Origin of the sequence: Limnohabitans sp. (genome assembly GCF_044361645.1) — a bacterium.
Taxonomy (GTDB): Bacteria; Pseudomonadota; Gammaproteobacteria; order Burkholderiales; family Burkholderiaceae_C; genus Limnohabitans_A.
The window spans coordinates 1-26,102 of record NZ_JBIKIL010000045.1 but is presented as its reverse complement, the minus strand read 5'-3'; the positions used below and the strand labels follow the sequence as shown (position 1 = coordinate 26,102).

The window sequence follows — 26,102 nt, the reverse complement described above, 5'->3', positions numbered from 1 at the left end:
TCAAGAACTCCCAGAAAACAGGCTCCATTGAATATCAATGTGGGAGTTTTGAACATTGGGAATGACCCTGAAAGCTAGCATTCATGCGGGTTTCAGGGGTTTCTCAGGGACGACTCATTCGCATCTTCAACCATCGCTTGATGTGCCATTCGTCTTTGATATTCCGAAAATCAAGCCAATCAAAATATAGATAACCACGCTCTGATCGCAAACTCGGGATGCGAATGTGGCCAGTAAAGCCTTCTACTCGATCAGGGTTGCGAAAACTGGTTCGGAAAACAAGATCACCGGTGGCTGTGAATTTTGAAATGACGATCTTACCCGGCTCTTCCTGGTGAGTGACAAACCAAACATAGTCATCATCGCAAAGCACACGGACTCCCATGTTGAATTGAACATTCCGTGAATATGGTGCTGGTTTATTCCCAGATCTGTCCTTAACAAATCGCTGGCCTTGCATGTGATCGTCAGGATCAGTGGGCCTGAATAGACTCTTGCATGCGCCTTCGCGTTTTCCATCGAATACAAAGCTCGACCAGTCATCACCGATAGCTATGCGATCCGGTATGTAGTCAGTGGTCTCAAGGACTTCCGGCGACCCTTCTGTCGGAGCTGGGAATGCCATTGGCGGCAATGGTGTGCGCAGGGGGCGGCAGTCATCTCGTCTCCGCTCATTGCGATAACTGTTTTTGTATTGATAGCGCCACTCGCCATAGTCTCTTGGGATTTCGCGCTGGATGAATCTAGCGGACGATTTTTCTTTTTCAGCAATCGTCTCCTTAACTTCCTCGACTGACAAGTGGTCTTTCATTTTTTTCTCTTCGGCGAATGACAGATTGGCGCTCTTCAAGGCACTTGGGGCATGATCTTCTGGAACTGACCGCCATTTAGTCTGTAACTTAGTGTCGTATTGAAGGTATATAAATGGCAATTCGGTACACCCATAAATGCGCTCTGTCTCTTTGGTAGGTCGGGCCGACAACACGAGATATGGAGTCCCATCTATCAAGTCCAGGAGCACGGGGGTGAATAATGAATCGACTTTCCAGGCAATGATTCTCCCAGTATCCGGGTTCTTGAACTGAAGGCGGTGGTTACTAAGTTTGTTCTTGAAAACTGAAAAACCACTTCCGGCATCGCCTATCGAATGCTTGAACGTGTAACTCACCTCCCGATCGACTCTGATACGTCGTCCATCCTGGAGCACTACATCTTCGCTCCAGCGCTTAGGGGGTGTGGGTTCCGTTTGCTGAATGTCCTGAGCAAAGAGGTGGTTCTTGATTTTCTCCATTGACGTTTGCCATACGGATAAGTGCGCCTGTAGGGACTCGCTTGTTCTTATCGGCTGAGGTGAAGCGCGTTTCCATAGCATGACTAGTCCGAGTGGGTCGTTCCGTTGGCTTACTCGTATGTATTCGTTGTTTAGAACGGTGACGGTGAGTTCGACTTTGGACGAATTTTTATCGCTCTGAATGTACTTTCTTTCTGCCTGATTCTCTGAGATTAGCTTGAACTGTTTGCCTTCTTTTATCGTGTCACCGTATACGGCATAAGTAGCAAAGTCATCCTCGATCACAAGCATGCTGAAGGCGAGGTACCCGCCTATCGCAATGAAACTTCGTGCGATCTCTATTGCATCCTTCCGTGGGGCCGACTCCAATATAGAGCGTTCCGTTGCCTCGATATCTGCTACCCATGTTCCATTGACGCTGCTTTCATTGCTTGCCTGAATTTCAACAGAAAGCAGCACGCACAATAACAAGGCAAGGAGTCTCATCTTCGTAATCTTTCGAGGAGGCATATTTAGATAGGCCCAACGTGATGTAGACCGCAAAACCCGATTGATACACCCGGTCCGTGTCGATACATCTTTTTGTTGAAATGGTTGCAATTGACTTGTGCCGTGGGCTTCAACCCAGTCACTGTATTTTTTACATGCGGATATAAAAAAAGACCCAACCCGGCACCCAGCCCCTCGCAACCTCCCTCCCGCACCCTCCAGCGCAGCAGGCGTGAAGCGCTTCACTATACCGAAATAAATACGAAAAATTAACTACAAATTGTTTTGGTGCGCTCAAGGCTTTTCAGAAGCACGCCACGGCAAAGAACAACACAAAACCGAGCTTCACACCCTCACGCTGCTTGGTGAAAAGCCTCAACGCCCCGCGCGAATCCAATCCGCCGCCTTCTCGGCGATCATGATGGTCGGGGCATTGGTGTTGCCGCTCACGATGCGCGGCATGACCGAGGCGTCGACCACGCGCAGGCCGGGCACACCGTGCACGCGCAGTTGCGCGTCCACCACCGCCATGCCGTCTTGGCCCATGCGGCAGGTGCCCACCGGGTGGTACACGGTGTCGGCGTTTTGCCGAATCCAGTGTTCGAGTTGTTCGTCGGTGTGTGCCTCGGCAGACGCTGCCCACTCTTTGCCATAAGCGGCCAAGGCGGGTTGGGCCAAGATGCGCTGGGCTTGGCGCACGCCATCGCGCAGGCGCTGCAGGTCACGCGGCGCACTCAAAAACTGTGGGTCAATCAGCGGGGCGCTGTTCGGGTGGCGGTTGGCCAGTTGCACGCGGCCACGGCTGTCGGGTTGCAACAAACACACGTGCAGTGAATAGCCGTGGCCCAGCGTCAGTTGACGGCCATGGTCCACCAGTTTGGCCACCACAAAGTGCAGCTGGATGTCCGGGTGCGCCTCCTCAGCACGGCTTTTGTAAAACGCACCGCCCTCGGCAAAGTTGGTGGTCAATCGCCCCTTGCGGTGTTGCCGCCAGGCCCACAGGGCTTGCAAGGTCTGCCACGCGCCTTTGGGTGACACGCCAAGCAAATCGGTGTGTCCCGGCGCATCGGCCACCAGCACCGCGTCGGGGTGGTCGTGCAGGTTTTCGCCCACGCCGGGCAAGTCGCGCAGCACCGCGATGCCCAGGCTTTGCAAATGCGCGGCAGGCCCGATGCCCGAACGCATGAGGATGGCGGGCGACTGGAAAGCGCCCGCACTCAAAATGATTTCGCGCCGGGCCGTCACGGTCTGGGCCTGGCCGCCCTGCACGGTGTGCACCTGCCGCGCCACGCCCTCCACCAGGCCAATGCGGTCCACCGTGACGCCGGTCATGACGTGCAAGTTGGGTCTGCCCCGGTTGGGCGTGAGGTAGGCCTTGGCGGCGCTGAAGCGCTCGCCCGCTTTCTGCGTGACTTGGTACAGGCCCACGCCTTCTTGTGTCGGGCCATTGAAGTCGGTGGTGAGGGGCAAGCCCGCTTGTACACCCGCCTCGACAAAGCGGTGGCTGAAGACATTGGGGCTTTGTAGATCGGCCACGTTCAAGGGGCCGTTTTGGCTGTGCCATTCGTTGTGGATGCGCTCGTTGTGCTCGGCCTTCAGAAAGTAGGGCAAGACCTCGGCCCAGGACCAACCCGTGCAACCCATCTGGACCCAGGTGTCGTAGTCAAGCTGTTGGCCGCGAATGTAGGCCATGGCGTTGGTGGAGCTGGAGCCTCCCAAGGTGCGGCCACGCGGCTGAAAACCACGGCGCCCCAGCAAGCCGGGCTGCGGCACGGTGCTCAGGCCTTGTGAAACGATTTCGGTGCGCGCCATGAGCGCGATGCCCGCCGGGCAGTGGATCAAGGCGCTGGTGTCGGGCGGCCCGGCCTCGATCAAGGCGACCTGCACAGCAGGGTCTTCGCTCAGGCGACTGGCCAGCACACAGCCGGCCGAGCCGCCGCCCACGATCACGTAGTCAAATTCCATGAAGTCTCCCCCAAATGCTGTGTGCATCCAATGTAAGGGGGCAAGCGTGTCGCGGCCTGTCTTGTTGGCATCAGGGTTTTTCCCAGCAAACCGCTCGCCATGGCGACATCTCGGTGGCCCCAACACCCCTCACAATGGCAGCACATTGGGAGACAAGTGATGCGGACCGTCCTTGAGTTTTTTGACCCTAAGCGCCTCGGCAGGCCGCACCCATGAGCAGCCCAGCCGTGGCGCTCGAACAGGCTTGGCAAGACAAGCGTTGGTGGTGGTTGCTGAGCCCCGCCATCCCGCTGGCCTTCACCGGTTCCTTGCTGGCCTTTGTCTGGACAGGCGCATGGTGGTGCATGTTGCTGGCCCCGCTGGTCATCCATGTGTTGTTGCCGGTGCTTGACCGCGTGTTGGGCGAGGACTTCAGCAACCCGCCCGAATCGGCAGTGGCGCAGCTCGACCAAGACCTGTTTTACCGCGCCTTGGTCTGGGCCTATGTGCCTTTGCAAATGATCGGCACGGTGCTGGGTGCTTGGATTGCGGTCTCCCAACCCTTGGCTTGGATAGGCTATGCCGCCTTGGTGCTCACGGTGGGGGCGATCAACGGCATTGGCATTGGCACCGCGCACGAGTTGGGCCACAAAAAAGAGTCTCTGGACCGGTGGCTGTCCAAGATTGCTTTGGCGCCCAGTGCGTATGGCCACTTTTTTGTCGAGCACAACCGAGGGCACCACAAACGCGTGGCCACACCCGAAGACCCGGCGAGTGCGCGCATGGGCGAGAGCTTTTGGGCCTTTTTGCCGCGCTCGGTGTGGGGCAGCTTGCAATCGGCTTGGGCGCTGGAGCGCGAGCGCTTGAAGCTACAAGGCCACCGTGTTTGGCACTACCAAAACCACAACCTGCAAGCCTGGGGCTTGAGCTTGCTGTTTTTCGGCGCGCTGGTGGCGTGGCTGGGTTGGGCTGTGTTGCCTTTTTTGGTTTTACAAAGTGTCTACGCGGCCTCGATGCTGGAAGTGGTGAACTATGTGGAGCACTACGGATTGCTGCGGCAAAAAGACACAGCCGGGCGCTATGTGCGCTGCGAGCCCGAGCATTCTTGGAACAGCAACCACTTGGTGGGCAACCTCTTGCTCTACCAATTGCAAAGGCACTCAGACCACCACGCCCACCCCAGCCGGCGCTACCAAGCGCTGCGGCATTTCGCCAGCGCACCACAACTGCCCGCAGGCTACGCCACCATGATCTCGGTGGCCTATTGCCCGCCCCTGTGGTTTGCCTGGATGGACCGCCGCGTGATGGCGCACCATGGCGGCGACTTGGGTTTGGTGAATGTGCAAGCGTCGGCTCGGCAAAAGCTCATGCGGCGCTGGGCCTGATTGTTCTGGCCCCTTTGATGTTTTGAACAACATCCAAGGGATGGCTTTTTGTAGGAGCCCACCCCGTGGGCGATGGGCGTTAAACACGCTCTGCAAACCATCGCCCACAGGGGTGGGCTCCTACAAAATCAAACCGGATCAATGAGATTCGACAAACGCCAGCACCGCCTCCAGCATGCGCCGCACAGGCGCTTGCACACCCGCTGCCACCTCGGGCAAATAATCAAAGGGCCAGCTTTCCTGCATGTAAGTGCATTGCGTCATCTCCAGCTGCACCGCATGGATGCCTTGCGCCGGCTTGCCGTGCTGGCGGGTGATGTGCCCGCCCTTGAAGCGGCCGTTGAGCACGGCGGTGTAACCCGGTGCGGCTTGGCCAATCGCCAGCAACTGCTCGGCCAGCACAGGGCTGCAGCTGGCCCCGTTGGCCGTGCCCAAGTTCAGGTCGGGCAGTTGGCCGTCAAAAAAGCGCGGCACCACAGAGCGGATGGAATGCGCGTCCCACAAGGCGGCGACGCCATGCACCTCGCGCAGACGCGCCAGCTCTTGGGCCAACTGCGTGTGGTAGGGCTGCCAGATGGCTTCACGGCGCTCGGCGATTTCGGCCTCATCCGGCACGTCCAGCGGGTCGCGGTACAGCGGCTGCTCGTCAAACAAGTCTACCGGGCACAGGCCGGTGACGCTTTGTCCGGGGTAGAGGCTGGCCCCATCGGGCGGGCGGTTCAGGTCGATCACGTAACGTGAATGTGTGGCCACCAACACCGAGGCCCCCAGCGCGTCGGCAAAGTCATACAGCCGCTCCAAATGCCAATCGGTGTCGGGCACGCGCTGGCCTTCGTCGGTCAAGCGCGCGGCCAAGGCAGGCGGCAGATGCGTGCCCACATGCGGCATCGAAATCAGCAAGGGGCGTGTGCCCTGGCGAAAACGAAAGGGAGGTACTGTGGTTTGAAAGCTCATGGTGTGTTCTTCAGCAATTGTTGACGTGCGGCCACGCCTCCGCTCAGGGCGCTGTCGTGCAAGGCGTGACGACCCGATTGAACCAGCAAGCGCCCCCTCACCCACACCTGTTGCAAGGCCGATTGGCGGTGGCTGGCAAACACATGGGCCGACAACATGGCCTCGGGCGTCGGCAGATCGCGCAGCAATGGGTGCCCAGCGTCCAGCGCCACCATGTCGGCCTGCTGGCCCACGGCCAAGCCGGCCACTGGGCGCGCACTGGCCTGGGCACCGCCGGCCACAGCCGCCAGTGTCATGGCGGTGGCGACCGAAGGCTGCTCGGTGGTGGCCAGCACATTGCGTTGGCGCGTGGCTAGGCGCTGGGTGTATTCCAGCAGCATCAGCTCTTCGGCCGCATTCACACAGGTGTGGCTGTCCGAGCCCACGCCCCAGCGCCCACCGGCTGCAAGCCAGCTGCCTGCATCAAAAATACCGTCGCCCAAATTCGCCTCGGTGCTGGGGCACAGGCCCGCCACAGCGCCGGTGCGGGCGGCGTGGGCACTTTCTTCAGCGCTCATGTGGGTGGCATGCACCAGGCACCAGCGGCCATCCACCGGGGCGTGGTCCAGCAGCCACTGCACCGGGCGCTGGCCGCTCCAGGCCAGGCAGGCATCGACCTCGGCCGTTTGTTCTGCAATGTGGATGTGCACCGGGGCCGTGGCGTCCATGGCATGCAAACCGGCCAGGGCGTCGCGCAAGCTGCCGGGCGGCACGGCGCGCAAAGAGTGGGGTGCCAGGCCCAGGCGCGCGCCTTGTGCTTGGCACAAGGGTTGGAGCTTGTGCAGCAAAGCCAGCATGTTGTCGGTCGAGCGGATGAAGCGCCGCTGGCCCTCGCTGGGCGGGGCAGCGCCAAAGCCACTGGTTTGGTACAGCACAGGCAACAAGGTCAGGCCCATGCCCGCACGGGCAGCGGCCAGCAGCAGGCACATCGACAAGGCGGCATCGTCGGCATAGGGGCGGCCGTTGTGGTCGTGGTGCAGGTAATGGAATTCGCACACGCTGGTGTAACCGGCCTCCAGCATCTCCACATACAAGCCGGTGGCGATGGCTTCGAGTTGTTCGGGCGTGATGGCGGCGGCAAAGCGGTACATCAGGCTGCGCCAGTTCCAGAAACTGTCTTGTGCAGCACCCCGGTATTCGGTCAGGCCACCCATGGCCCGTTGAAACGCGTGCGAATGCAGGTTGGGCATGCCGGGCAACAAGGGGCCTGCGGCTTGCAGGGTGCCTGCCGGACAGGCGGCATCGGTCTTGACCTCGGTCAACACGCCTTGCGCGTTCCACGACAGCTCCACATCACGCGCCCAACCTGTGGGCAACAAAGCGTGCGCGGCAAACAGGCTGCGCTCGTTCATGCCGCGCTCCGTTGCAAGCCCATGCCGTCGACCGCCAAACGGCCTTGGCGCACCACGCTGCAGGCCGGCCGCTGGCCCAGCCAATAGGCGAGTTCGGCCACATCGCCCACCGGCCAGAGCACGAAATTGGCGGGGCAAGCGACAGCGATGCTGCCATGTGTGGCCTGCAGGCCCAGTGCCTGGGCTGCATGCCGCGTCACGCCGGCCAGTGCCTCGGGCACGGTCAGTCGAAACAGCGTGCAGGCCATGTTCATCATCAGCACCAGGCTGAGCACGGGGGAGGTGCCGGGGTTGTGGTCGGTGGACACGGCCATGGGCACGCCCGCAGCGCGCAAGGCGGCAATGGGCGGCAGGTGGGTGTCGCGCAGGGTGTAGTAAGCGCCGGGCAGCAGCACCGCCACGGTGCCCGCTTGCCGCATGGCGGCAATGCCTTCGGCGCTCAGGTGTTCGATGTGGTCGCACGACAGCGCGCCAAAACGCGCCGCCAGCGCCGAGCCGCCCATGTCCGACAGCTGCTCGGCATGCAGCTTGACCGGCAGGCCCAGCACTTGCGCGGCTTGGAACACCTGCTCGGTTTGGGCCAGGGAGAAGCCAATGGTTTCGCAAAACACATCGACCGCGTCCACCAAGCCTTGGTCGGCCAAGGCGGGCAGCATCGCTTCACACACCAAGCGGATGTAGTCGTCGCTGCGCCCCGCGTATTCGGGCGGCAAGGCGTGTGCGCCCAAAAACGTGGTGCAAACGGTGACGCCAAACGCTTGCCCCAAACGCCTGGCCACGCGCAGTTGCTTGCGCTCGTGTTCCAGGCTCAGGCCATAACCCGACTTGATCTCGATGGCGCAAACGCCTTCGGCCAACAAGGCCTGCAAACGCGGCACAGCCGCGTCAAACAAAGCGTCTTCACTCAAAGCGCGTGTGGCCTTGACGCTAGACACAATGCCGCCCCCGGCACGCGCCACCTCTTCGTAGCTGGCCCCCGCCAGGCGCATGGCGAATTCGTTGGCGCGTTGACCGCCGTACACCAGGTGCGTGTGGCAGTCGACCAGGCCTGGCGTGACCCAAGCGCCGTGGCCCTCGTGTGTGGGCAGTTGCCGGTAAGCGGCTGGCAAGTTGGCGTGGGCGCCCACCCAAGCGATGGCCCCACGCTCGACCACGATGGCCGCATCAGCCACGCCTGGCGCGCCAGCCCCCAAGGCCTCAGGCGCCAAGTGCAGGTGGTGCCAAACGCCGTCGGCGCTTGGCCATGTGGGGGCAGTGATGGAAGCGTTCATGGTCTTGGAAGGTCCAGCGTCAAGGAGTGAAGTTCAATGCGTGATGTTCAAAGCCAAAAGGGCCGCATCGGGGCTTTGCGGGCACAGTCGCCAAGGCGTGTCCGTCTCCGACCACCACAAGCCTTGCTGCGGCAAAAGCGTGTGAGTGCTGGGGCCTTCCAAGCGCCAGCTGCCTTGCACCGCCATCAACAAGCCCTGCGCGGCGACAGGCCACTCGCAGGCGCTGCGCAAGACCTGCAGCGATGCGCTGCACACAGCGCGCCGGGTCATGAGGTTGAAGTCGTGACAGTCGCCCGCCAACAAACGGGCGTGGATGGCCGCTTCGCCCGCGAACGCGAAGGGCGAAAGCAGCGTGTCCAAGCGGTGGTTGACCAGCCCGTCATCGCCCAGCAAGTGGACACCGCCGCCACTGAGCAGGGTGATGACGCGGTCAATGCCAGGGAAAGCTGAAAACGGCCCGTCACCCGCAATGTGCGCAATGCTCACACGCCAATCAAAATCGCCCATGCCTGCGCCGGGCGGCATGCAGACGATCTCGCGCGTCACACCGCCGCCGTTTTTCCAGGGCATGGCGGGCACATCCTGAACATCGAATCGGTGCAGTGTCATGGGCTTGAATAAACCAGCAGGCGCAACAGGCGCCCACAGGGTTTATTTGATCATGGGCAACTTCAGTCCCTGCTTTTTGGCGGTGGCCACTGCCAGCTCGTAGCCGGCATCGGCGTGGCGCATCACACCCGAGCCGCTGTCGTTGACCAACACGCGGGCCAAGCGCTCGGCAGCAGCGTCGGTGCCATCGGCCACGATGACCATGCCCGAGTGTTGCGAATAGCCCATGCCCACGCCGCCACCATGGTGCAGGCTGACCCAACTTGCACCGCCTGCGGTGTTGAGCAAAGCGTTCAGCAGTGGCCAGTCGCTCACAGCGTCTGTTCCGTCTTTCATGGCTTCGGTCTCGCGGTTGGGGCTGGCCACAGAGCCGGTGTCCAGGTGGTCGCGACCGATCACGATCGGCGCTTTCAACTCGCCGGTGCGCACCATCTCATTGAAGGCCAGGCCCGCCACATGCCGCTCGCCCAAACCCAGCCAGCAAATGCGCGCAGGCAGGCCCTGAAAGCGGATGCGCTCGCGCGCCATGTCCAGCCAGCGGTGGGTGTGGGTGTTGGTGGGAAACAACTCTTTGATCTTGGCGTCGGTTTTGTAGATGTCTTCGGGGTCACCCGACAAGGCCACCCAGCGGAACGGGCCCTTGCCTTCGCAGAACATGGGGCGGATGTAGGCGGGCACAAAACCGGGGAAATCAAAGGCGTTTTCCACGCCGTGGTCCAAGGCCACCTGGCGGATGTTGTTGCCGTAATCCACCGTGGGGATGCCCATGGCCTGAAAATCCAGCATGGCTTGCACTTGGGTGGCGCAGCCTTGTGAGGCATCGGCCGTCAAGCGGGCATGTTGTGCAGGGTCGTGCTGGGCGGCTTTCCACTGCGCCACGGTCCAGCCGGGGGGCAAATAGCCGTTGATCAAATCGTGCGCCGAGGTTTGGTCGGTCACCAGATCAGGGCGCATGCCACCCGCCTTGGCGCGGCGCACCAACTCGGGCAAGACCTCAGCGGCGTTGCCCAGCAAGGCAATCGACACGGCTTCTTTGGCGGCGGTGTGCTGCGCGATCAAGGCCAAGGCCTCGTCCAGGTCTTTGGCCTGCTTGTCCACATAGCGCGTGCGCAGGCGAAAGTCGATGCTGCTTTGTTGACATTCAATGTTCAGTGAACACGCCCCAGCCAGCGTGGCGGCCAAGGGCTGCGCACCACCCATGCCGCCCAGACCAGCCGTCAAAATCCAGCGGCCTGTCCAGTCGTTGTGGTAGTGCTGACGCCCAGCTTCCACAAAAGTCTCGAAGGTGCCTTGCACGATGCCTTGGGTGCCGATGTAAATCCACGAGCCTGCGGTCATTTGCCCGTACATGAACAAGCCCTTGCGGTCGAGCTCGTTGAAATGCTCCCAATTGGCCCATTTGGGCACCAGGTTGGAGTTGGCGATCAGCACACGCGGCGCGTTGGCGTGCGTCTTGAACACGCCCACCGGCTTGCCCGACTGAACGAGCAAAGTCTCGTCTTCATTCAGGTCTTTGAGCGAAGCCAAAATTTGGTCAAAGCAGGCCCAGTCGCGCGCCGCACGGCCAATGCCGCCGTAGACCACCAGGCTTTGCGGATTCTCGGCCACTTCGGGGTCGAGGTTGTTTTGCAACATGCGGTAGGCGGCTTCGGTGACCCAGTTTTTGCAGGTCAAGGTGCTGCCGCGCGGGGCGCGCACCACGCGAGTTGGGTCCAGGCGGGGGTCGATGGAGGGGGTCATGAAGGACTCCTTGAGGGTGAATGTTGGAAATGGAAATGCTGCCCAGGCGTTCAGCGCACGCCGGGCAAAGGATCGCGTGTGTGTGGAGATGCGCACTGCAACAGGGCGCCGCTTTTGACCATGTCGATGGCCGCTTGCATGTCGGGCTGGATGTGGCGGTCGTCGCTCAGGTGCGCCACACGTGTGCGCAGCAAAGCCACGACGGCGGCCAGGGGTGCACTGCTGCGCAGCGGCGCATGAAAATCGCAGCCCTGGGCCGCGGCCATCCACTCGATGGCGATCACCACCATGGCGTTGTCAGCCATGGGCAGCAGACGGCGTGCACCGTGCGCGGCCATGGACACATGGTCTTCTTGGTTGGCCGAGGTGGGGATCGAATCGACACTGGCCGGGTAAGCGCGTTGCTTGTTTTCGGACACCAGGGCGGCGGCGGTGACTTGCGGAATCATGAAGCCCGAATTGAGCCCCGGCTTGGGCGTGAGGAAAGCAGGCAGCCCCGACAGTGCCGGGTCCACCAACATGGCGATGCGGCGCTCGGCCAAAGAGCCGATTTCGCAAATGGCCATGGCGATCATGTCGGCCGCGAAGGCCACGGGTTCGGCATGGAAGTTGCCGCCCGACAAGGATTCGTCGGTGTCGCTGAAGATCAGCGGGTTGTCGGACACGCCGTTGGCTTCGGTCTCCAGCAATTGGGCGGCGTGGCCCAGCACATCGAAACACGCGCCCATGACCTGCGGTTGGCAGCGCAGGCAATAGGGGTCTTGCACGCGCTCGTCGCCCAGCAAATGCGAGGCGCGAATGGCGCTGCCGCTGAGCAACTGTCGCAAGGCCTCGGCGGTGGCGATTTGGCCCCGGTGTTGGCGCAGGCGGTGGATGCGGGCGTCAAAAGGCGCGTCCGATCCTTTGGCCGCATCGGTGGCCAAGGCCCCCGTGAGCAGCGCCGACTGGAACAGGCGCTCGGCCTCGAACAAACCGGCCAAGGCGTTGGCGGTGGAAAATTGCGTGCCGTTGAGCAGGGCCAAACCTTCTTTGGGACCCAAGGTCACGGGCGCCAGGCCCGCGCTGGCCAGTGCTTGTTCGGCGGGCATGCGGCCTTGGGGTGTGTCGGCATCGCCCACCCCGATCATCACCGCCGTCATGTGGGCCAGCGGCGCCAGATCGCCCGAGGCCCCGACCGAGCCCTGGCCGGGCACCACCGGGATGATGCCTTGGGCCAGCATGGCTTCGAGCAACGCCAGCGTGGCCGGGCGAATGCCCGAAGCGCCTTGGGCCAGGCTGGCGATTTTGAGCGCCATCATCAGCCGGGTGATGGCCACCGGCGTGGCCTCGCCCACACCCGCGGCGTGCGACAGCACGATGTTGCGTTGCAAGGTTTCCAGGTCTTCGGCCGCAATGCGCACGCTGGCCAATTTGCCAAAGCCGGTGTTGATGCCGTAGACCGGCTCGCCCTTGGCCACGATGCGGGCCACGCTGTCGGCACTGGCTTGCACGGCGGCGCGGCAATCCGCGTCCAGCGTGGGCGTGGCGCCTCGGTAAATGGCGCACCAATCGGTCAAAGGCACTTGGCTCGGAATCAATGTCAAAAATGCAGGTGTCATGTTCAGGTCTGGGCAATGGGCTGTGGTCAACGGGCGTCGTACTTTGCGTCACCCTTTGATGTCGAAGGGCAGTGTCAATGCATGCCCAAATAGGCTTGAGTCAACTTGGGATCGTTGCGGGCCGCTTCAGCACTGCCTTGCCACACGGTGCTGCCCGATTCCAAGACACAGATGTGGTCGGCAATTTTCAAGACACGCTCGGTGTTTTGCTCCACCAGCAGCACGGTCATGCCATCGCGCCTGAGCTGTGTGAGTGCTTGGTAGCAAAGGTCAATGATCTTGGGCATCAGCCCCAATGACAACTCATCGATCATGATCAGGCGGGGGCGCGTCATCAGGGCGCGGCCAATGGCCAACATTTGTTGCTCGCCACCCGACAAGTTGCCCGCCAAGGAGTTCAGGCGTTCGCCCAAGCGCGGAAACAAGGCCAGCACACGGTCTCGGTCATGGGTAAACACCTGAGTGGGCTGCACCATGCCCCCCACCCGCAGGTTGTCCTGCACGGTCAGGTCTTTGAACAAGCGACGGCCTTCGGGCGAGATGGCCATGCCCAGGCGCACGCGCTCGGTGGGCCCCAGGCTTGAAATGTCTTGCCCGTCCCAATGGATGGCACCGCCTTGTTGTTGCACATGGCCTGCAATGCACATGAGCGTTGAAGACTTGCCCGCGCCGTTGGCGCCCAAAAGCCCGGTGATGGTGCCCGGCTTCAAGGAAAGCGACAGGCCGTGCACAGCCTGAAACGCGCCGTAGCCGCAAGAAATGGAAGTGAGTTCAAGCACCGTGTGTCTCCAAATTGGCATGTCCCTCGGCTTCTGCCGCACCCAAGGCATCACCCCCCAAATAAGCTGCGCGCACGGCCGGATCGGCCATGACTTCGCGGGGATCGCCATCGCCAATTTTTTTACCGTTGTCGAGCACAACCAGGCGTTGGCAAATGCGCATGACCTCGCCCAAGTTGTGTTCAATCAGCACAATGGTCAAACCTTGTTGGTTGATCTCGGCAATGGTGCTTGCCAGCGCACGCGCTTCCTGAGAGTTCAGGCCGGCCAAGGGCTCATCGAGCAGCAGCAGCCGGGGTTTGAGCGCCAGCGCCCGCGCCAATTCCAAGCGCTTGAGAACACCCAGGGGCTGAATACCTGGGCTTTGCGCCGCCATGCTGGCGATGCCCACACGCGCCAATTCAGTCTGGGCAATGGCCAGTTCTCGCTCGGTGGAGACATTGAGCAAGGCCCGCCAAGGGCTGATGGTCTTGTCACTGGCCGCAGCCAGCGCTACGTTTTCTTGGATGCTGATGTCACGCAAAGGCCGTACCAATTGCTGCGACAAAGACATGCCGCGTTGGATGCGTTTGTGAATGGGCAAGCCGTTGAGTGATTCGCCGCCCAGCAACACACTGCCCTCGGTGGGTTGCACCACACCAATGATGGCGCGCATCATGGTGGTCTTGCCAGCGCCGTTGGGGCCAATCAAGCCCAGCAAATCACCTGGGTGGACATCGAAGGACACATCGTCGACGGCGGTCAAGCCGCCGAAACGCACGGTGACCCCATTGACTTGCAGCAGCGGGGAACTGGAGGTAGGAGGGTTCACTTTTCCCCCCTGTTGGGCAAAGATGTAGTCGGGAAAAAGCGTGCTGCCAAACCCGCCATCCCGCCTGGCGAGAATCGCATCATGAGAAACAGCAGTCCGCCATACACCAACAATTTGTAATCGCCGATCACCTGAAACCAGGCCGGCAGCACAGACAGCAATGCCGCTGCAAGGATCACGCCTGGCACAGAGCCAATGCCGCCAAAAACCACCATGGACAAGACGGTGATGGACTCGACAAAGCCAAAACTCTCCGCACCGATGAAGGTCAAGTGGTAGGTGTAAAAAGCGCCTGACAGGCCCGCCAGAGCGGTGCCCATGGCAAAAGCCGCCAGCTTGTAGCGCGGCACGTCAATGCCCAGCACCCGCATGGTGTCCTCGTCTTCAGCGATGCCGTTGAACACCCGACCCATCCAGCTGCGCTGGATGTACACACTGAGCGCCGCCACGCCCGCACACACGAGCAAGGCCAGGGCCATGAAGCCCACACGGCCCAGTCCATGGTCAGGTATCGACGAAATACCCAACTCGCCGCCCAAGAACTCCTGCTGGCGAACAATGCCCACAAAAAGAAACCCCACGCCCATGGTCGTGATGGCCAGAAAGTCGGCGCGCACCCGCAGCGAAGCCAGCCCCACAATCACGCCCAGAAGGCCCGCCAAGACCATGGACACAGGCAGCGTCGCAAGAAACGGCCATCCGGCTTTTCCCAGCATGGCGGCGGCGTAAGCGCCTATGCCCTGAAAGGTGGCATGCCCCAGACTGATCTGGCCGCAAAACCCAGTGATCAAATTCAGTGAGAGTGCAAACATCACGGCAATGGCCATGGTCGTGATCATCGAAATTTCGTAGTTCATGGTGAGTCCTTTGGGCTCAGCTGCGGGCAAACAAGCCCTGCGGACGCACCATCAGCACCGCAATCAAAAAGGCGAACGCGATGGCATTGCGGTCAAGAATGTCGCCAAGGTAAATGGTGCCAAAAGCCTCAATGACACCCAGCAGCAGCGCTGCGGCCAGCGTGCCGGGCACCGAGCCCAACCCACCCAGCACGATGATCGCCAGGGCTTTGTAAGAGGGCACGCTGCCCATGGTGGGTTCGACCAAGTTGTTCAACAGAGCGACCCAAACGCCCGCAAACCCTGCCAAAGCCGAGCCCACGAAGAAATTGATGTCGCGCACTTTGCGCAAAGAAATGCCAAACGATTGCGCCATTTGCGGGTCAGACACCGTGGCTTGGCAGGCGATGCCCACACGCGTGCGGGCCTGCAGCCAAGCCAGCACACCGATGAGGCAGGCCGTGCTGACCATCACCAGTATCTCGGCCAGCTTGAATTGAAGCCCCCAGCCCAGCACAAATTGCTGCTGCAAGGCCGGTTGGGTAAAAGACATGCCCTGCGCACCAAAGATGATGCGAAAAGCTTCTTCGGCAGCGATGAACAAGCCAATGGAAGCAATCAGCGCCACAAAGGGCGGCTTGCTGAGCAAGGGCTGGTAGGCCAATCGGAACATGGCCACGCCACCAAAGCCTGCCACCAGGGCCGCCATCAAAAAGCCCAAGGCCAAGCTGCCACTGGCGTTGCACACCAACACACCGACATAGCCACCGAGCGTGAACAGCGCCGCGTGCGCCACATGAAGAATGCGCAAAAGACCATACACCAAGGTCAGCCCCAGCGCCACAAGGGCGTAGATGCTGCCTTGAATCAGGCCCTGCGCGACGAGTTCAATCGCAAGCATGCTGGTGTTCCTGGCTTATTTGGCTTTGGTAGGCGGGGCCAGCAGCACAGGGTCTGAAATGACCGAATGGCGGCGGAAGGCTTTGTCTTTGACGATTTGCACCTGGATGTCTTTTTTCACTTCGTGCAGGTCATTGAATTCCAGCTTGCCAATGGGCATGTCGTAGCTGCCCGACGCGATCGCGTCACGCAACGCAGCACCGCCTTTGCCACCCGATTTTCTCAAGCCCTCAATCGCCACCGCTGTGGCCGTGAAGGACGAAGCGGCCACCATGTCGGCCCCCAAGTTGGTGGCTTTGCGGTAGTCGGCCAGAAAAGCGACGGTGGCAGGTGCCGTGGAATCTCTGTCCAAAGAGGTGGTGATGTAGGTTCCCTCAGAGGCGGGACCTGCGATTTCAATGAACTTGTCGGAGTCATAGCCCTCTTGGCCGATGATGGGTGCAGTGATACCAGCGGCACGTATCTGGCTGACCAGTGGCCCTGCTGTGAAAAAGTAGCCCGAGGCGTAAATGATCTCGGGGTTGTCGGACTTGATCTTGCTGACCAGCGGGCCAAACTGGCGATCAGGCATGCCATATTCGTATTCGTTGATGATGGTCAGACCGAGTTTGGGTGCAGCATCTTTGAATCCGGCTGCGAGCGCCTGACCAAAATCGTTCTTCAAGGTGACCAGCAAAACCCTTTTCTTGCCCAAGTTTTGCACCAGCTTGGCACCGCCACGGCCTTGCACTTCACCCATGGCGGAGACCCGAAACATGTAGTCGCCAGCCAAGGTGATGTCTGGATGGATGGCGTAAGCCACGACATAGGGAATCTGAGCGCGTTGAAAAATGGTGGCGGCTGCGCGTGTAGAGCCCGAATAGGAGCCTGACACAGCCACCACCACGTTGTCTTTTTCAACCATTCGGGTGGCCGATGGCACAGCCTCTTTGGGCGTGGCCTGATCGTCATAAACCACCAGTTCCAATTGTTGTCCTGCAACACCGCCCTTGGCATTGGCTTGAGCAACCGCCAATTTGGCACCCTCTAATGCTGATTTGCCATCTGCTGCTGCAAAACCTGTTAATGGGACGTTAAAGCCTATCTTGAGTTGTGCCCAAGCAGGTGCGGTAAAAAGCGCCACCGCAGCAGCGACGGTCAGCAAAGAAAAACGAGCAGTGCGGAATGTCATGGTCAAGTCCTTTCGGGTGATGGCGTTGCTTTGAAGTCGGCTTTTCAAAACTTGTTAAATTGCATGTTTGTATAGACAAATATTGGCATTGAGAAAATATTGTCTATACAACTGTGCAAGTCAGAATGTAGTTAGAGCTAAGATTCATGTCAATGCTCAATCCAGCATCTACGGGAAAACACCTAAAAATGCCCACCATAAATTTGCCGATCAAACGCCAACCCGCCTATCAGATCATCAAGGACCATGTCTTGTCCAAGATCCGTGAGGGGGCGTGGACCGATGGCGACGCCATACCGGCCGAAGAAAGCTTGGCACGTGAATTTGGTGTGTCACGCATGACAGTCAACCGCGCTATTCGGGAGTTGTCAGACGAGCAAATCGTCAAACGCATCCAAGGCTCAGGCACCTACGTGGCGCAGCACAAGTACCAATCGACGCTGGTTGAAATCCGAAACATTGCCGACGAGATCGCGGCTCGCGGCCATCAACACCGCAGCGAACTCCACTGCCTAGAGCGCGTCAAAGTCGGGGAAGTGCTGGGCCGACAATTTGGCTTGAAATCCAGCCAAATGGTGTTTCACTCGGTGGTGGTTCACTTTGAAAATGAGCAGCCCATCCAGGTGGAGGACAGGCATGTCAACCCCAGTGTGGCCCCGGACTACATGGCGCAAGACTTCAGCAGCTTGACGCCCAATGCCTACCTCATGCGCACAGCGCCTTTGCAGGGCGTGCGCTTTGACATTGAGGCCTGCATACCGCCCTCGCACATCACGGAAATGCTGAACATCCCCGCCACCGAGCCGTGCCTGGTGTTGCACCGGCAAACCCAATCGATGGGGCAAGTGGCATCGGTGGCCATGCTGTGGCATCCCGCTTCACGCTACCGCTTCACCGGTCATTTTTGACGGTCAGTCTCACTTGCGCAGCAAAACGATGTTGCGGTAGCCCAAGCGGATCAGGCCCTGATTTTGCAAGTGCCGCAGCTGCTGGTTGACGCGCTGGCGTGATGCGGATGCGGCTTGGGCCAGGTCGGACTGGCTCACGCGCAGCATCACACCGTCGGGCACGGCCACGCTGTTGAATTTGGCGATGCGCTCCAGCGTAGCCCACACGCGTTGTTCCAAGCTGTGCATGCCCCGGTCTGCCAGGGTGTCAAACAACTGGTTGATGCGCAGGCCCAAGATGCGCAACAAATCCACCGCCACGGCCGGGTCACGGGTGATCAGGTCCACCAAGCGGCTGCGCTCGATGTGCAGCACCTGGGTGCTGCCCACGGCCACCAGGTCGGCGGGGTAGGTGGTTTCGGCAAACACCGAACTGAGGCCCGAGATTTCACCGGGCAGCATCCAGCGCAGCAACTGCTCTTCGCCTTCGGGCGTGGTCACACTCACCCGCAAACGCCCCTTGACCAGCAGCAAGGCCGTTGCGGTGGCTTGGCCTCGGCTGAGCACCACTTGCCCTTCGGTCCATGGGCGCAGCACGCCCACGCTGTGCAAGGCTTTGGCCGAACGCTCGGTCAGGGCCGAGTTTTCGGCCCAAACCTTGGTGAACACGTCGGCATCGAGCGCTTTGTGGGCCGGCTGGCGCACTGTGCCTGGCTTGGATTTGAAGCCACGGGTGGGCGGCAAAGGCATGGTGTCTTTCATTTTGAGGCGAGAGGTTTTTCAGTGCTTTCCCTTAAATTGTCACAACAGAAACAATTTGCCCATTGTGCGCGGATTCAAATCAAGCAGACCGAGCTTGACGGTGATCAAGTCAAAGAACCCCATTGGAGACGACATGAAATTTTCTGCCCCTGCATTTGTACGCACCACTCTGGGTGCGATCGCTTTGACACTCGGCGCCAGCGCCATGGCGCAGTCCGTGGTGCGCTTTCAGGACTATCCGGGCACCGGCAACCTGTTGGTGCGTGTGGCCCAAGAACAAGGCTTTTGCCAGGAAGCGGGCATTCGCTGCGAACTGCGCACGATACCCGCCGCACCATTGGGCATGCAGACCATGCTCTCCGGTGACATCGAGGTGTTTTTTGGTCCGACCGAAGTGGCGGTGGCTGCCGTGGCCCGCAAGGCCCCCATCACCATCATTGGTGCAGGTTTCGTTGACCCGGTGTTTTTCATGGCCGCAGGTGCCAAAACCGAATTGGAAACCGAAAAAGAAGGCTATCCCGGCGTGGTCAAGTCCTTCAAGGGTAAAAAAATCGGCGTGACCCAGCGTGGCTCGGGCGCTGAATTCCAAGTCATCGACATGCTGGCCGATGCGGGCCTGACCGCCAACGACGTGACCTTTGTGGCCGTGGGTGCGCCCGACACCGCCTTTCCTGCGCTCACGCGCGGCCAAGTCGATTTGATCATGACCTTCCCGCCCACCGATGGCATGTGCGAGGTGCTGAAAGCCTGCCGCTTGGTGGTCGACCCGCGCAAAGGCCAAGGCCCCAAGAGCATGCTGGCGACCCGGGGCGGCGCTGGCACCATGGCGGTGAAGACCGAATGGGCCGCGGCCAATCCGCAAACGGTGGCCGGTATCCGCAAGATGCTGGACTTGTCGGAGGCCTTCATCGCCAACCCGACCAACTTCGGCAAGACGCTGGAGATCCTGCGCAAGACCTTTGCCCTGCAATTGCCCAACGCAGACCAGATCGCTGAGGTCAGCCTGCGCAACTCCATCGGCAACTTCAAGGCCCGTGGCACCGTGCCCGCCATGCAGGCGGTGGCCAATGCCATGAGCGAAAACAAGCTCTTGCCCGCCAAAGTGGACATGGCCCCCGCAGTCTTGCCCTGAACGCCAACAACAGCGAGCTCACCAGGGCACATGCATGATCGACGCACAGCGCATCGACCTCAGCTTTGACGGCACCCACTTGGTGTTGCAGGGCGTAAACCTGCACGTCAAGGCCGGGGAGTTTGTCGCGCTCGCAGGGCCCAGCGGCTGTGGCAAAACCACCTTGCTCAACCTGTGCGCGGGGCTGGTCGATTTGCCAGTTGGTCAGCATCTGTTGGTGGCGGGCGAACAGCCGACGCTGGGCAGCCACAAGGTGGCGTACATGTTGGCGCGCGACAGCCTGTTTCCCTGGCTCAATGCGCTGGACAACGCCGCCTTTGGCCTGAAAGTTCGGGGTGTGCCCATGGCCGATGCGCGTGAACGGGCCGCTGTCATGCTCAAGCAAGTCGGGCTGGGTGGGTCTGAGTACCGACTGCCCAAAGCCTTGTCGCACGGCATGCGCCAACGCGTGGCTTTGGCCCGCACCTTTGCCATGCCCGCGCCCCTGCTCTTGATGGACGAGCCCTTTGGCGCGCTGGACGCGCAAACCAAACTCCAGCTGCAAGACCTGCTGCTGCAGCTGTGCCAAGACGGCAACCGCACGGTGCTGTTTGTGACGCACGACTTGTCAGAAGCCGTGGCACTGGCCGACCGGGTGATGGTGATGTCCTCGCGTCCAGGCCGCATCGTGGCCGATGTGCAAGTGCCACTGGCGCGTCCGCGCTCCATCCGCAAGCTGCAGACCAGCGATGACTTCCACCACACCTACACCCAGGTCTGGAAACACCTCGAAGAAGGCTGGGTGCACCATGAGGGCTGAAACACTGCGCAGCTTGGCACTGCATGCGCTGTTCCTGAGCGTGGTGTTGGGGCTGTGGGAGTGGGGCGCTCGGGTCGGGTGGATTGACCCGAGTTTCATGGGCAACCCGCTGGGCATCCTCAGCTTCACGCTCGAAAACTTGAGCAACGCCCGCTTGTGGGGTGATCTGGGCTACACCCTGTTGGCCGTGTTCGCGTCTTTTGTCATGGGCTCGGTCGCTGCCATGGTCACCGGCTTGGCCTTTGTCACCTGGCCCAAGTTCGAGGCCTTTTGCGACCCCTACATCTCGGCCTTCAATGTGCTGCCGCGCATTGCGCTGGTGCCGCTGTTCATTTTGTGGTTTGGCTTGGGGCTGGGCTCCAAGATCGCGCTGGGCGTGTCGCTCACCTTCTTCATCGTGCTGTCCAGCACGGTGGCCGGTATTCGGGGTGTCAGCCAGGACCATGTGACGCTCACCCGCACCCTGGGTGCCAGCAGTCGGCAAATGTTTTTCTCGGTCACCTTGCCCGGCGCTGTTCCGGTGCTGTTTTCAGGATTGCGCCTGGGTGTGATTTACGCCCTGCTGGGCGTGGTGGGCGCAGAAGTCATTGCTTCCGAGCGGGGTCTCGGGCAACAACTCGCTTACCTGGGGTCCACATTCAACGTCAACGGCGTGTGGTCGCTGCTGTTTGATCTGGCGCTCATCGGGGTGCTGATCATGAAGCTGATGAACTGGATCGAACGCCGCTTGCTGCACTGGCAATGAAGCCAGTGAGCCAACACCACATCAAGGAGAAAAAACAATGAAATTCCGTCACATCCAAGTCGATGCCATGACGCCCACCATCGGCGGCATGATCAGCGGCGTTGACCTGAACACCACCCGATCAGAAGACGTTTACGAAGAAATCAAGCAAGCGCTGTGGCAGTACGGCGTGGTGTTTTTCCGCAAGCAGGCCCTGAAGCCCGAGGCCTACATCCGTCTGGGCCAGAACTTTGGCGAGATGGAGCAGCACGAGTTCTTCCCGCACATCGAAGGCCATCCACAAATCCAGCTGATCTCCAACCAAGGCAACGAAGCGCCCGAGACCGACCGCTGGCACACCGACGTGACCTTCCGCAAAAAGCCCAACATGGTCTCGATCTTGCGCATCACCGACTTGCCACCTGCTGGCGGCGACACCATGTGGATGCACGCTGGCGCTGCGTACGACGCGCTCAACCCCGGCATGCAGCAAATGCTCGAAGGCCTGCAGGCAGACCATGACCTGCCTTGGCACTTTCGCCGCATCAACGCGGCGGAGCGCTTTGCCAAGCGGGCTTCTGCCAAGAGCGGCATGATGGTCACGGCCAGTGAGCAAGAGTGCAAGATGATCGAGAACACGCCCACGGTGTCGCACCCGGCGGTGATCACGCACCCCTACAACGGCCGCAAGATTTTGTTCGTCAACTCGATCTGGACCAAGCGCCTGCTGGGCATGCACATGGACCTTTCCGAGGCGGTGCTGAACATGCTGTACGAGTGGGTGAAAAAGCCCGAGTTCATGGTGCGCTTTCGCTGGGAAAAAGACTCGCTGGCCATGTGGGACAACTGCGCCACACAGCACTACGCGGTGTTCGACTACGCGCCGCACTACCGCGCAGGCCAGCGCATGACTTGCGGCAGCTTTGTGCCCACGCTCAAGCCCGGCGCCGGCGCCGGTGCCGGTGCCGGTGCCGGTGCTGCTGCAGGCGGCCAGCCTTCGGTCATGCGCCAGTTGCTCGACACCACCCGCATGCAAGCGGCCAGTCCGAGTGAACAAAAGGCGGTGGAAGCCATCTTCAGCGCCCTCGAAAGCGTGGACCTGAACGCGGTGGCCAACGCGGCCCAACGCCGTTGAACCCGGGACGCCTTTTGCCATGAGTTCCAGCACGCCCATCGACCTGGCCGACCACGACCTGGCTGCCTTGCAGGAGGCCCGCGACTTGTTGGGCCGCGCCCGGCAAGCCGCGGCCACGCTGGCGCTGTGGACGCCCGAAGAAGCCAAACGCGTGGCCAAAGAAGTGGCCGCTGCCTTGCTGCCGCGCGCCGAGTTTTATGCCGAATGGGCCGTGCGCGAAAGCCGCATCGGCAAAGTGGCCGACAAGATCGCCAAGAACCAGATCGCCTGCACCCTCACGCCGACGGCTTGGGACAATGTGACTCTGGGTGGTGTGCGCCGCAACGATGCGCTGCACATCGTCGAGATCGGCCGCCCAGCGGGTGTGGTGGTGGGCTTGTCCAACTCCACCTCGCCGGTGGCCACCATCATTTTCAAAACCATTTTGTGCCTGATGACGCGCAACGCGCTGGTCATCTCGCCGCACCCGGTGGCGCTGGCTTGCTGCACCGCCGTGACCCACGAGCTGCAAGCGGCCATCGAAAAAGCCGGTGGTCCGGCGCATGCCTTGCAGATCCTGACCCGCCCCACCGTCGAGGCCACAGGCGCGCTGATGCGCGATGCCCGCACCGACGTGATTTTGGCCACCGGCGGCACGCCCATGGTGCGCGCCGCTTACAGCTCGGGCAACCCCGCCATTGGCGTGGGCTCGGGCAATGTGCCCGTTTATGTAGACGCCAGCGCCGACATCGAGGCGGCAGCAAAAACCGTTGTGGTGGACAAGAATTTTGACCACGGCAGCCCCTGCTCGGCCCCCTCGGTGCTCTTGCTGCACGCCAGCATCGCAGCCCAAATGCAGCAAGCGCTGGCGCGCCATGGCGCGCATGTGTGCACCGAAAACGAGGCGCAGAAGATTCAAATCCACGCCTTCCCCGGCGGCAAGTTCAACGGCAAGGTGGTGGGTCGCCCCGCGTTTGAGATTGCCCAAGCCGCAGGCGTGCAGGTGCCGCAAGATGGCCAGGCGCTGGTCTGCCCCATCGCCAACCCGCAAGCAGGCCATGTGCTGCTGAAAGAAAAGCTCTCGCCCATCTTGGGCTGCGTGGTGGTGCCGAGCATGGACCAGGCCATCGAGGTGGCGCGCCTCATGCTGCAGCACAGCGGCGCGGGCCACACCTCGGGCATCCACACGGCATCGGCCGAGCAGGCGGTGGTCTGGGGCGCGGCGCTCGACTATTACCGCGTGGTTGTCAACGGCTCCACGGTGCACGACAGCACAGGGGCCAACACCGGCTTGCCCTACACCTTCACCATCGGCACCGGTTACGCGGGCAAAAGCTCGGTCGACTGCAACGTCGGCCCCGAGCTGCTGGTCAACTGGAAACGCGTGGCCTTTCCGCTGCCCGGCGGTTGGGCCGGGGCCATGGCTTCGGGCGCGGCACTGCCAACCGGTGTGTCAGCGGCCCCAGGCCAGTTGTCCACCCTCACGCCTGAGCTTCAGGCCATGGTCCTGCGCATCGTGCAGGAAGAACTCGAACACCTTCGCTGAAAGCCTTTCATGTCCACTTTGCGCAGTTATATTTTTCTGGACCGCTTGCAGCCACAGCTGATGTGTTTGCTCGGGTCGACGGCCCGTGGCTTTTTGCCGCGCCACAACGACGCGGCCATGGTCATTGAAGTGGCCCCCGGCATGGACATCGAGTGGTTGACCGACATCGCGCTCAAGCACGACGATGTCAAGCCCGGCAACCTGGTGGTGGAGCGGCAGTTCGGTTATCTGGAGTTCCACGGCCAGTCTTCTTCGTCCGTCAAGTCGGCCGGTGCTGCCGTGCTCGAAGCCATGGGCGTGAGCGAAAAAAGCGTGCTCAAGCCCGAAATTTTGGCCTCCAAGGTGATTGACCGGGTCGACGGCTACCACGCGTTTTTGATCAACCGCAGCAAGTCCGGCAGCATGCTTTTGCCTGGTGAGTCGCTCTACATCATGGAGATGACCACCTCGTCTTATGCGCTGCTGGTGGCCAACGAGGCCGAAAAAGCCGCCCACGTGAAGCTGATCGACTGCCGCTTCATGGGCCCGGCTGGGCGCTTGTACCTGTCGGGCACCGCATCCGATGTGCGCACCGCCGCTGCTGTTGCAGAGGCCGTGATCCGAGATGCCGGAGGTGCTGCATGAGCGCAGACGCCTTGCGCGAACAAATCCGGGCGCAGGTGCGCACGGCTTTGGGGGCGGGCCAAGCCAAGGATGACCCCGCTTCGGTGGCCGCCCTGATGCGCCGCTTTGAAGCCGGTTATGCCACTGTGAATGCCGAGGCCATCGTGGCCTGCTTTGCCCCCGATGTAGTGTGGACCTTGCCCGACGCGCGGGTGCTCCATGGCCGTGCGGCGTGCCTGGCGTTCTTGAAGGCGCGCTTTGCCAGCCCCACAGGCCCCAAGTTCTCGGATTCGCACATGAAGGTGCTGGGCCAGACCGTGGTGCAAAACTACAAGGTGGGCGTGCCCTTGCCCGGTGGCCAATCGGTCACGCTGGACGGCACCGACGTGTACCAGATTCGCGAGGGTCTGATCGCCGTCAAAGACGCTTATTGGAAGCAGATCGGCGCGCCCAAACCTGCTGCTGCGGCACCGGCTGCTGCGCCAGCGACTGCGCCTCAGGGCGTGGTGGTGCCCTTGCGCGTGGGCTCAGCCGCGCACGCCCAAGCTTTGACCGATTTGTTCAAGCGTTTGGCCGCCAGCCCGGCACTGCTGCAAGCGGCGCAATCGGGCCTGCTGCGTTTTGACATGCGGGTGGACGAAGCGGCCGTCATGGCGGTGGCCGCTGCAGCACCTGCCCCTGCCCCACACGCGGCCCCAGCCACTTCGGCCATGGCCGCCACCACCGCCACCGACCCGGCGGCTTGCTGTTCGTCGTGCAAGGCAGGCAAGGCCTGCGAGTGCAAGGGCGACGCCTGCGATCTGCACGACCACCCCGCCGAGGACATTCCTGAGCTCAAGGGCGTGATCGGCGAGAAGTTGCTCAAAACCCTGCCGCCGAGCGTGAAAACCGTTCGGCTGCACCCCAAGGCGGTGATGACCCCCTTGGGCAAAGAAGCCTTGCGCAAGCGCGGCATCACCATTGAACGAGGAAACAAGCCATGAAAACAGGAACCGTGATCGGCCGCATCGTGGCCAGCAAACGCCTGCCCGAGTTGCCCGCTGGGGCCTTGCTGGAGGTGCAACTGGACTACCCCAAGGACGTGGTGGTCTGCTACGACCCCATGGGCTGTGGCATTGGCGAGCGCGTGATGATCACCATCGGCGCGCCTGCTGCTTGGTGGTTCGCCCCGGCCCACCCGCGTGTGGTGGCCGATGCACTCATCATCGCCTCGCTGGACAACTACGACACCCCCACACCGATGCGTTGACCTCATGACGGTCCATGCGTTGAACTTTTTCCCTCAACCCTTCCCTCAACCCTTTCTTTTTTAAGCCCTCAAGGAGACTCTCATGTCACAAGCCATCGGAATGATCGAAACCAAAGG

24 protein-coding genes are annotated in these 26,102 nt (G+C 61.2%); 10 read left to right on the top strand and 14 right to left on the bottom strand.

Translation table 11 applies throughout. The features are described from left to right. Positions 1–103 precede the first annotated feature (103 nt). Both ACIQ39_RS08985 and ACIQ39_RS08980 read right to left on the bottom strand, forming a co-directional pair. Complete coding sequence (locus ACIQ39_RS08985) at positions 104–1,777, bottom strand: hypothetical protein (RefSeq protein ID WP_396434273.1); 1,674 nt, start codon at positions 1,775–1,777, stop codon at positions 104–106. A 378-nt stretch (positions 1,778–2,155) separates the two neighbouring features. Further along, a complete protein-coding gene (locus tag ACIQ39_RS08980) occupies positions 2,156–3,745 on the bottom strand; it encodes a GMC family oxidoreductase (RefSeq protein WP_396434272.1) in 1,590 nt (529 codons plus the stop codon). A 227-nt stretch (positions 3,746–3,972) separates the two neighbouring features. On the opposite strand from ACIQ39_RS08980, the gene ACIQ39_RS08975 reads away from it, so the two are divergent. After that, complete coding sequence (locus ACIQ39_RS08975; RefSeq protein WP_396434274.1) at positions 3,973–5,109, top strand: alkane 1-monooxygenase; 1,137 nt, start codon at positions 3,973–3,975, stop codon at positions 5,107–5,109. Between the two features lie 138 nt (positions 5,110–5,247). On the opposite strand, the gene hutG is transcribed toward ACIQ39_RS08975, so the two are convergent. The 11 genes from hutG to ACIQ39_RS08920 all read right to left on the bottom strand — a co-directional run bounded on the left by hutG (position 5,248) and on the right by ACIQ39_RS08920 (position 17,169). Continuing rightward, positions 5,248–6,063, bottom strand: coding sequence for an N-formylglutamate deformylase (gene hutG / locus ACIQ39_RS08970; RefSeq protein WP_396434271.1), 816 nt, complete (start codon positions 6,061–6,063; stop codon positions 5,248–5,250). After that, on the bottom strand, positions 6,060–7,454 hold the full coding sequence (locus tag ACIQ39_RS08965) for a formimidoylglutamate deiminase (protein ID WP_396434270.1): 1,395 nt from the start codon (positions 7,452–7,454) through the stop codon (positions 6,060–6,062). The genes hutG and ACIQ39_RS08965 overlap by 4 nt, the downstream gene beginning before the upstream one ends. Beyond that, positions 7,451–8,725 carry an imidazolonepropionase gene (hutI, locus tag ACIQ39_RS08960; protein WP_396434269.1) on the bottom strand — a complete coding sequence of 425 codons (1,275 nt, stop codon included), beginning with the start codon at positions 8,723–8,725 and terminating at the stop codon, positions 7,451–7,453. Before hutI ends, ACIQ39_RS08965 begins: the two co-directional genes overlap by 4 nt. Positions 8,726–8,758: 33 nt before the next feature. Next, on the bottom strand, positions 8,759–9,334 hold the full coding sequence (locus ACIQ39_RS08955; RefSeq protein ID WP_396434268.1) for a HutD family protein: 576 nt from the start codon (positions 9,332–9,334) through the stop codon (positions 8,759–8,761). A 42-nt stretch (positions 9,335–9,376) separates the two neighbouring features. Further along, the gene (hutU, locus tag ACIQ39_RS08950; RefSeq protein ID WP_396434267.1) at positions 9,377–11,074 is read right to left on the bottom strand and encodes a urocanate hydratase; all 1,698 of its coding nucleotides are present in this window, start codon (positions 11,072–11,074) and stop codon (positions 9,377–9,379) included. Between the two features lie 50 nt (positions 11,075–11,124). Then, a complete protein-coding gene (hutH, locus tag ACIQ39_RS08945; RefSeq protein WP_396434266.1) occupies positions 11,125–12,672 on the bottom strand; it encodes a histidine ammonia-lyase in 1,548 nt (515 codons plus the stop codon). A gap of 74 nt (positions 12,673–12,746) precedes the next feature. Continuing rightward, positions 12,747–13,451, bottom strand: a complete 705-nt coding sequence (locus ACIQ39_RS08940; RefSeq protein WP_396434265.1) for an ABC transporter ATP-binding protein — start codon at positions 13,449–13,451, stop codon at positions 12,747–12,749. Then, entirely contained in the window at positions 13,444–14,262 is an 819-nt protein-coding gene (locus ACIQ39_RS08935) for an ABC transporter ATP-binding protein (protein ID WP_396434264.1), read from the bottom strand. Before ACIQ39_RS08935 ends, ACIQ39_RS08940 begins: the two co-directional genes overlap by 8 nt. Continuing rightward, entirely contained in the window at positions 14,259–15,119 is an 861-nt protein-coding gene (locus ACIQ39_RS08930) for a branched-chain amino acid ABC transporter permease (RefSeq protein ID WP_396434263.1), read from the bottom strand. Before ACIQ39_RS08930 ends, ACIQ39_RS08935 begins: the two co-directional genes overlap by 4 nt. A 16-nt stretch (positions 15,120–15,135) precedes the next feature. Beyond that, positions 15,136–15,999 carry a branched-chain amino acid ABC transporter permease gene (locus ACIQ39_RS08925; RefSeq protein WP_396434262.1) on the bottom strand — a complete coding sequence of 288 codons (864 nt, stop codon included), beginning with the start codon at positions 15,997–15,999 and terminating at the stop codon, positions 15,136–15,138. A gap of 15 nt (positions 16,000–16,014) precedes the next feature. Further along, the gene (locus ACIQ39_RS08920; RefSeq protein WP_396434261.1) at positions 16,015–17,169 is read right to left on the bottom strand and encodes an ABC transporter substrate-binding protein; all 1,155 of its coding nucleotides are present in this window, start codon (positions 17,167–17,169) and stop codon (positions 16,015–16,017) included. Positions 17,170–17,357: 188 nt separating this feature from the next. On the opposite strand from ACIQ39_RS08920, the gene hutC reads away from it, so the two are divergent. Then, on the top strand, positions 17,358–18,077 hold the full coding sequence (hutC, locus tag ACIQ39_RS08915) for a histidine utilization repressor (RefSeq protein WP_396434260.1): 720 nt from the start codon (positions 17,358–17,360) through the stop codon (positions 18,075–18,077). A gap of 9 nt (positions 18,078–18,086) precedes the next feature. Here hutC and ACIQ39_RS08910 read toward each other — a convergent pair whose 3' ends face one another. Next, entirely contained in the window at positions 18,087–18,818 is a 732-nt protein-coding gene (locus tag ACIQ39_RS08910; RefSeq protein WP_396434259.1) for a Crp/Fnr family transcriptional regulator, read from the bottom strand. 133 nt (positions 18,819–18,951) lie between these two features. On the opposite strand from ACIQ39_RS08910, the gene ACIQ39_RS08905 reads away from it, so the two are divergent. The 8 genes from ACIQ39_RS08905 to ACIQ39_RS08870 are packed head-to-tail and all read left to right on the top strand — an operon-like array spanning position 18,952 to position 25,985. Then, complete coding sequence (locus tag ACIQ39_RS08905; RefSeq protein WP_396434258.1) at positions 18,952–19,950, top strand: ABC transporter substrate-binding protein; 999 nt, start codon at positions 18,952–18,954, stop codon at positions 19,948–19,950. Positions 19,951–19,984: 34 nt separating this feature from the next. Beyond that, positions 19,985–20,749 (top strand): ABC transporter ATP-binding protein, encoded by a 765-nt coding sequence (locus tag ACIQ39_RS08900; protein ID WP_396434257.1) that lies wholly within the window; start codon positions 19,985–19,987, stop codon positions 20,747–20,749. Then, positions 20,739–21,494 (top strand): ABC transporter permease, encoded by a 756-nt coding sequence (locus tag ACIQ39_RS08895; protein ID WP_396434256.1) that lies wholly within the window; start codon positions 20,739–20,741, stop codon positions 21,492–21,494. The genes ACIQ39_RS08900 and ACIQ39_RS08895 overlap by 11 nt, the downstream gene beginning before the upstream one ends. Before the next feature lie 37 nt (positions 21,495–21,531). Beyond that, positions 21,532–22,608 (top strand): TauD/TfdA dioxygenase family protein, encoded by a 1,077-nt coding sequence (locus ACIQ39_RS08890; RefSeq protein WP_396434255.1) that lies wholly within the window; start codon positions 21,532–21,534, stop codon positions 22,606–22,608. 19 nt (positions 22,609–22,627) lie between these two features. Then, a complete protein-coding gene (locus ACIQ39_RS08885) occupies positions 22,628–24,133 on the top strand; it encodes an aldehyde dehydrogenase family protein (RefSeq protein WP_396434254.1) in 1,506 nt (501 codons plus the stop codon). Positions 24,134–24,142: 9 nt separating this feature from the next. Then, positions 24,143–24,757: a hypothetical protein gene (locus tag ACIQ39_RS08880; RefSeq protein ID WP_396434253.1), complete on the top strand. Its 615-nt coding sequence runs from the start codon at positions 24,143–24,145 to the stop codon at positions 24,755–24,757. Next, positions 24,754–25,719: a nuclear transport factor 2 family protein gene (locus tag ACIQ39_RS08875; RefSeq protein ID WP_396434252.1), complete on the top strand. Its 966-nt coding sequence runs from the start codon at positions 24,754–24,756 to the stop codon at positions 25,717–25,719. Before ACIQ39_RS08880 ends, ACIQ39_RS08875 begins: the two co-directional genes overlap by 4 nt. Beyond that, positions 25,716–25,985 carry a EutN/CcmL family microcompartment protein gene (locus ACIQ39_RS08870; RefSeq protein WP_019427481.1) on the top strand — a complete coding sequence of 90 codons (270 nt, stop codon included), beginning with the start codon at positions 25,716–25,718 and terminating at the stop codon, positions 25,983–25,985. The genes ACIQ39_RS08875 and ACIQ39_RS08870 overlap by 4 nt, the downstream gene beginning before the upstream one ends. The last annotated feature ends 117 nt before the right edge of the window (positions 25,986–26,102 follow it).

Coding starts and splice junctions, on each gene's coding strand:
- ACIQ39_RS08895 (WP_396434256.1), top strand. CDS start 20,739: ATGAGGGCTGAAACACTGCGCAGCTTGGCACTGCATGCGCTGTTCCTG.
- ACIQ39_RS08930 (WP_396434263.1), bottom strand. CDS start 15,119: ATGAACTACGAAATTTCGATGATCACGACCATGGCCATTGCCGTGATG.
- ACIQ39_RS08955 (WP_396434268.1), bottom strand. CDS start 9,334: ATGACACTGCACCGATTCGATGTTCAGGATGTGCCCGCCATGCCCTGG.
- ACIQ39_RS08910 (WP_396434259.1), bottom strand. CDS start 18,818: ATGAAAGACACCATGCCTTTGCCGCCCACCCGTGGCTTCAAATCCAAG.
- ACIQ39_RS08905 (WP_396434258.1), top strand. CDS start 18,952: ATGAAATTTTCTGCCCCTGCATTTGTACGCACCACTCTGGGTGCGATC.
- hutU (WP_396434267.1), bottom strand. CDS start 11,074: ATGACCCCCTCCATCGACCCCCGCCTGGACCCAACTCGCGTGGTGCGC.
- ACIQ39_RS08920 (WP_396434261.1), bottom strand. CDS start 17,169: ATGACATTCCGCACTGCTCGTTTTTCTTTGCTGACCGTCGCTGCTGCG.
- hutI (WP_396434269.1), bottom strand. CDS start 8,725: ATGAACGCTTCCATCACTGCCCCCACATGGCCAAGCGCCGACGGCGTT.
- ACIQ39_RS08880 (WP_396434253.1), top strand. CDS start 24,143: ATGTCCACTTTGCGCAGTTATATTTTTCTGGACCGCTTGCAGCCACAG.
- ACIQ39_RS08870 (WP_019427481.1), top strand. CDS start 25,716: ATGAAAACAGGAACCGTGATCGGCCGCATCGTGGCCAGCAAACGCCTG.
- ACIQ39_RS08875 (WP_396434252.1), top strand. CDS start 24,754: ATGAGCGCAGACGCCTTGCGCGAACAAATCCGGGCGCAGGTGCGCACG.
- ACIQ39_RS08890 (WP_396434255.1), top strand. CDS start 21,532: ATGAAATTCCGTCACATCCAAGTCGATGCCATGACGCCCACCATCGGC.
- ACIQ39_RS08965 (WP_396434270.1), bottom strand. CDS start 7,454: ATGAACGAGCGCAGCCTGTTTGCCGCGCACGCTTTGTTGCCCACAGGT.
- ACIQ39_RS08925 (WP_396434262.1), bottom strand. CDS start 15,999: ATGCTTGCGATTGAACTCGTCGCGCAGGGCCTGATTCAAGGCAGCATC.
- ACIQ39_RS08885 (WP_396434254.1), top strand. CDS start 22,628: ATGAGTTCCAGCACGCCCATCGACCTGGCCGACCACGACCTGGCTGCC.
- hutG (WP_396434271.1), bottom strand. CDS start 6,063: ATGAGCTTTCAAACCACAGTACCTCCCTTTCGTTTTCGCCAGGGCACA.
- ACIQ39_RS08900 (WP_396434257.1), top strand. CDS start 19,985: ATGATCGACGCACAGCGCATCGACCTCAGCTTTGACGGCACCCACTTG.
- hutC (WP_396434260.1), top strand. CDS start 17,358: ATGCCCACCATAAATTTGCCGATCAAACGCCAACCCGCCTATCAGATC.
- ACIQ39_RS08980 (WP_396434272.1), bottom strand. CDS start 3,745: ATGGAATTTGACTACGTGATCGTGGGCGGCGGCTCGGCCGGCTGTGTG.
- hutH (WP_396434266.1), bottom strand. CDS start 12,672: ATGACACCTGCATTTTTGACATTGATTCCGAGCCAAGTGCCTTTGACC.
- ACIQ39_RS08985 (WP_396434273.1), bottom strand. CDS start 1,777: ATGAGACTCCTTGCCTTGTTATTGTGCGTGCTGCTTTCTGTTGAAATT.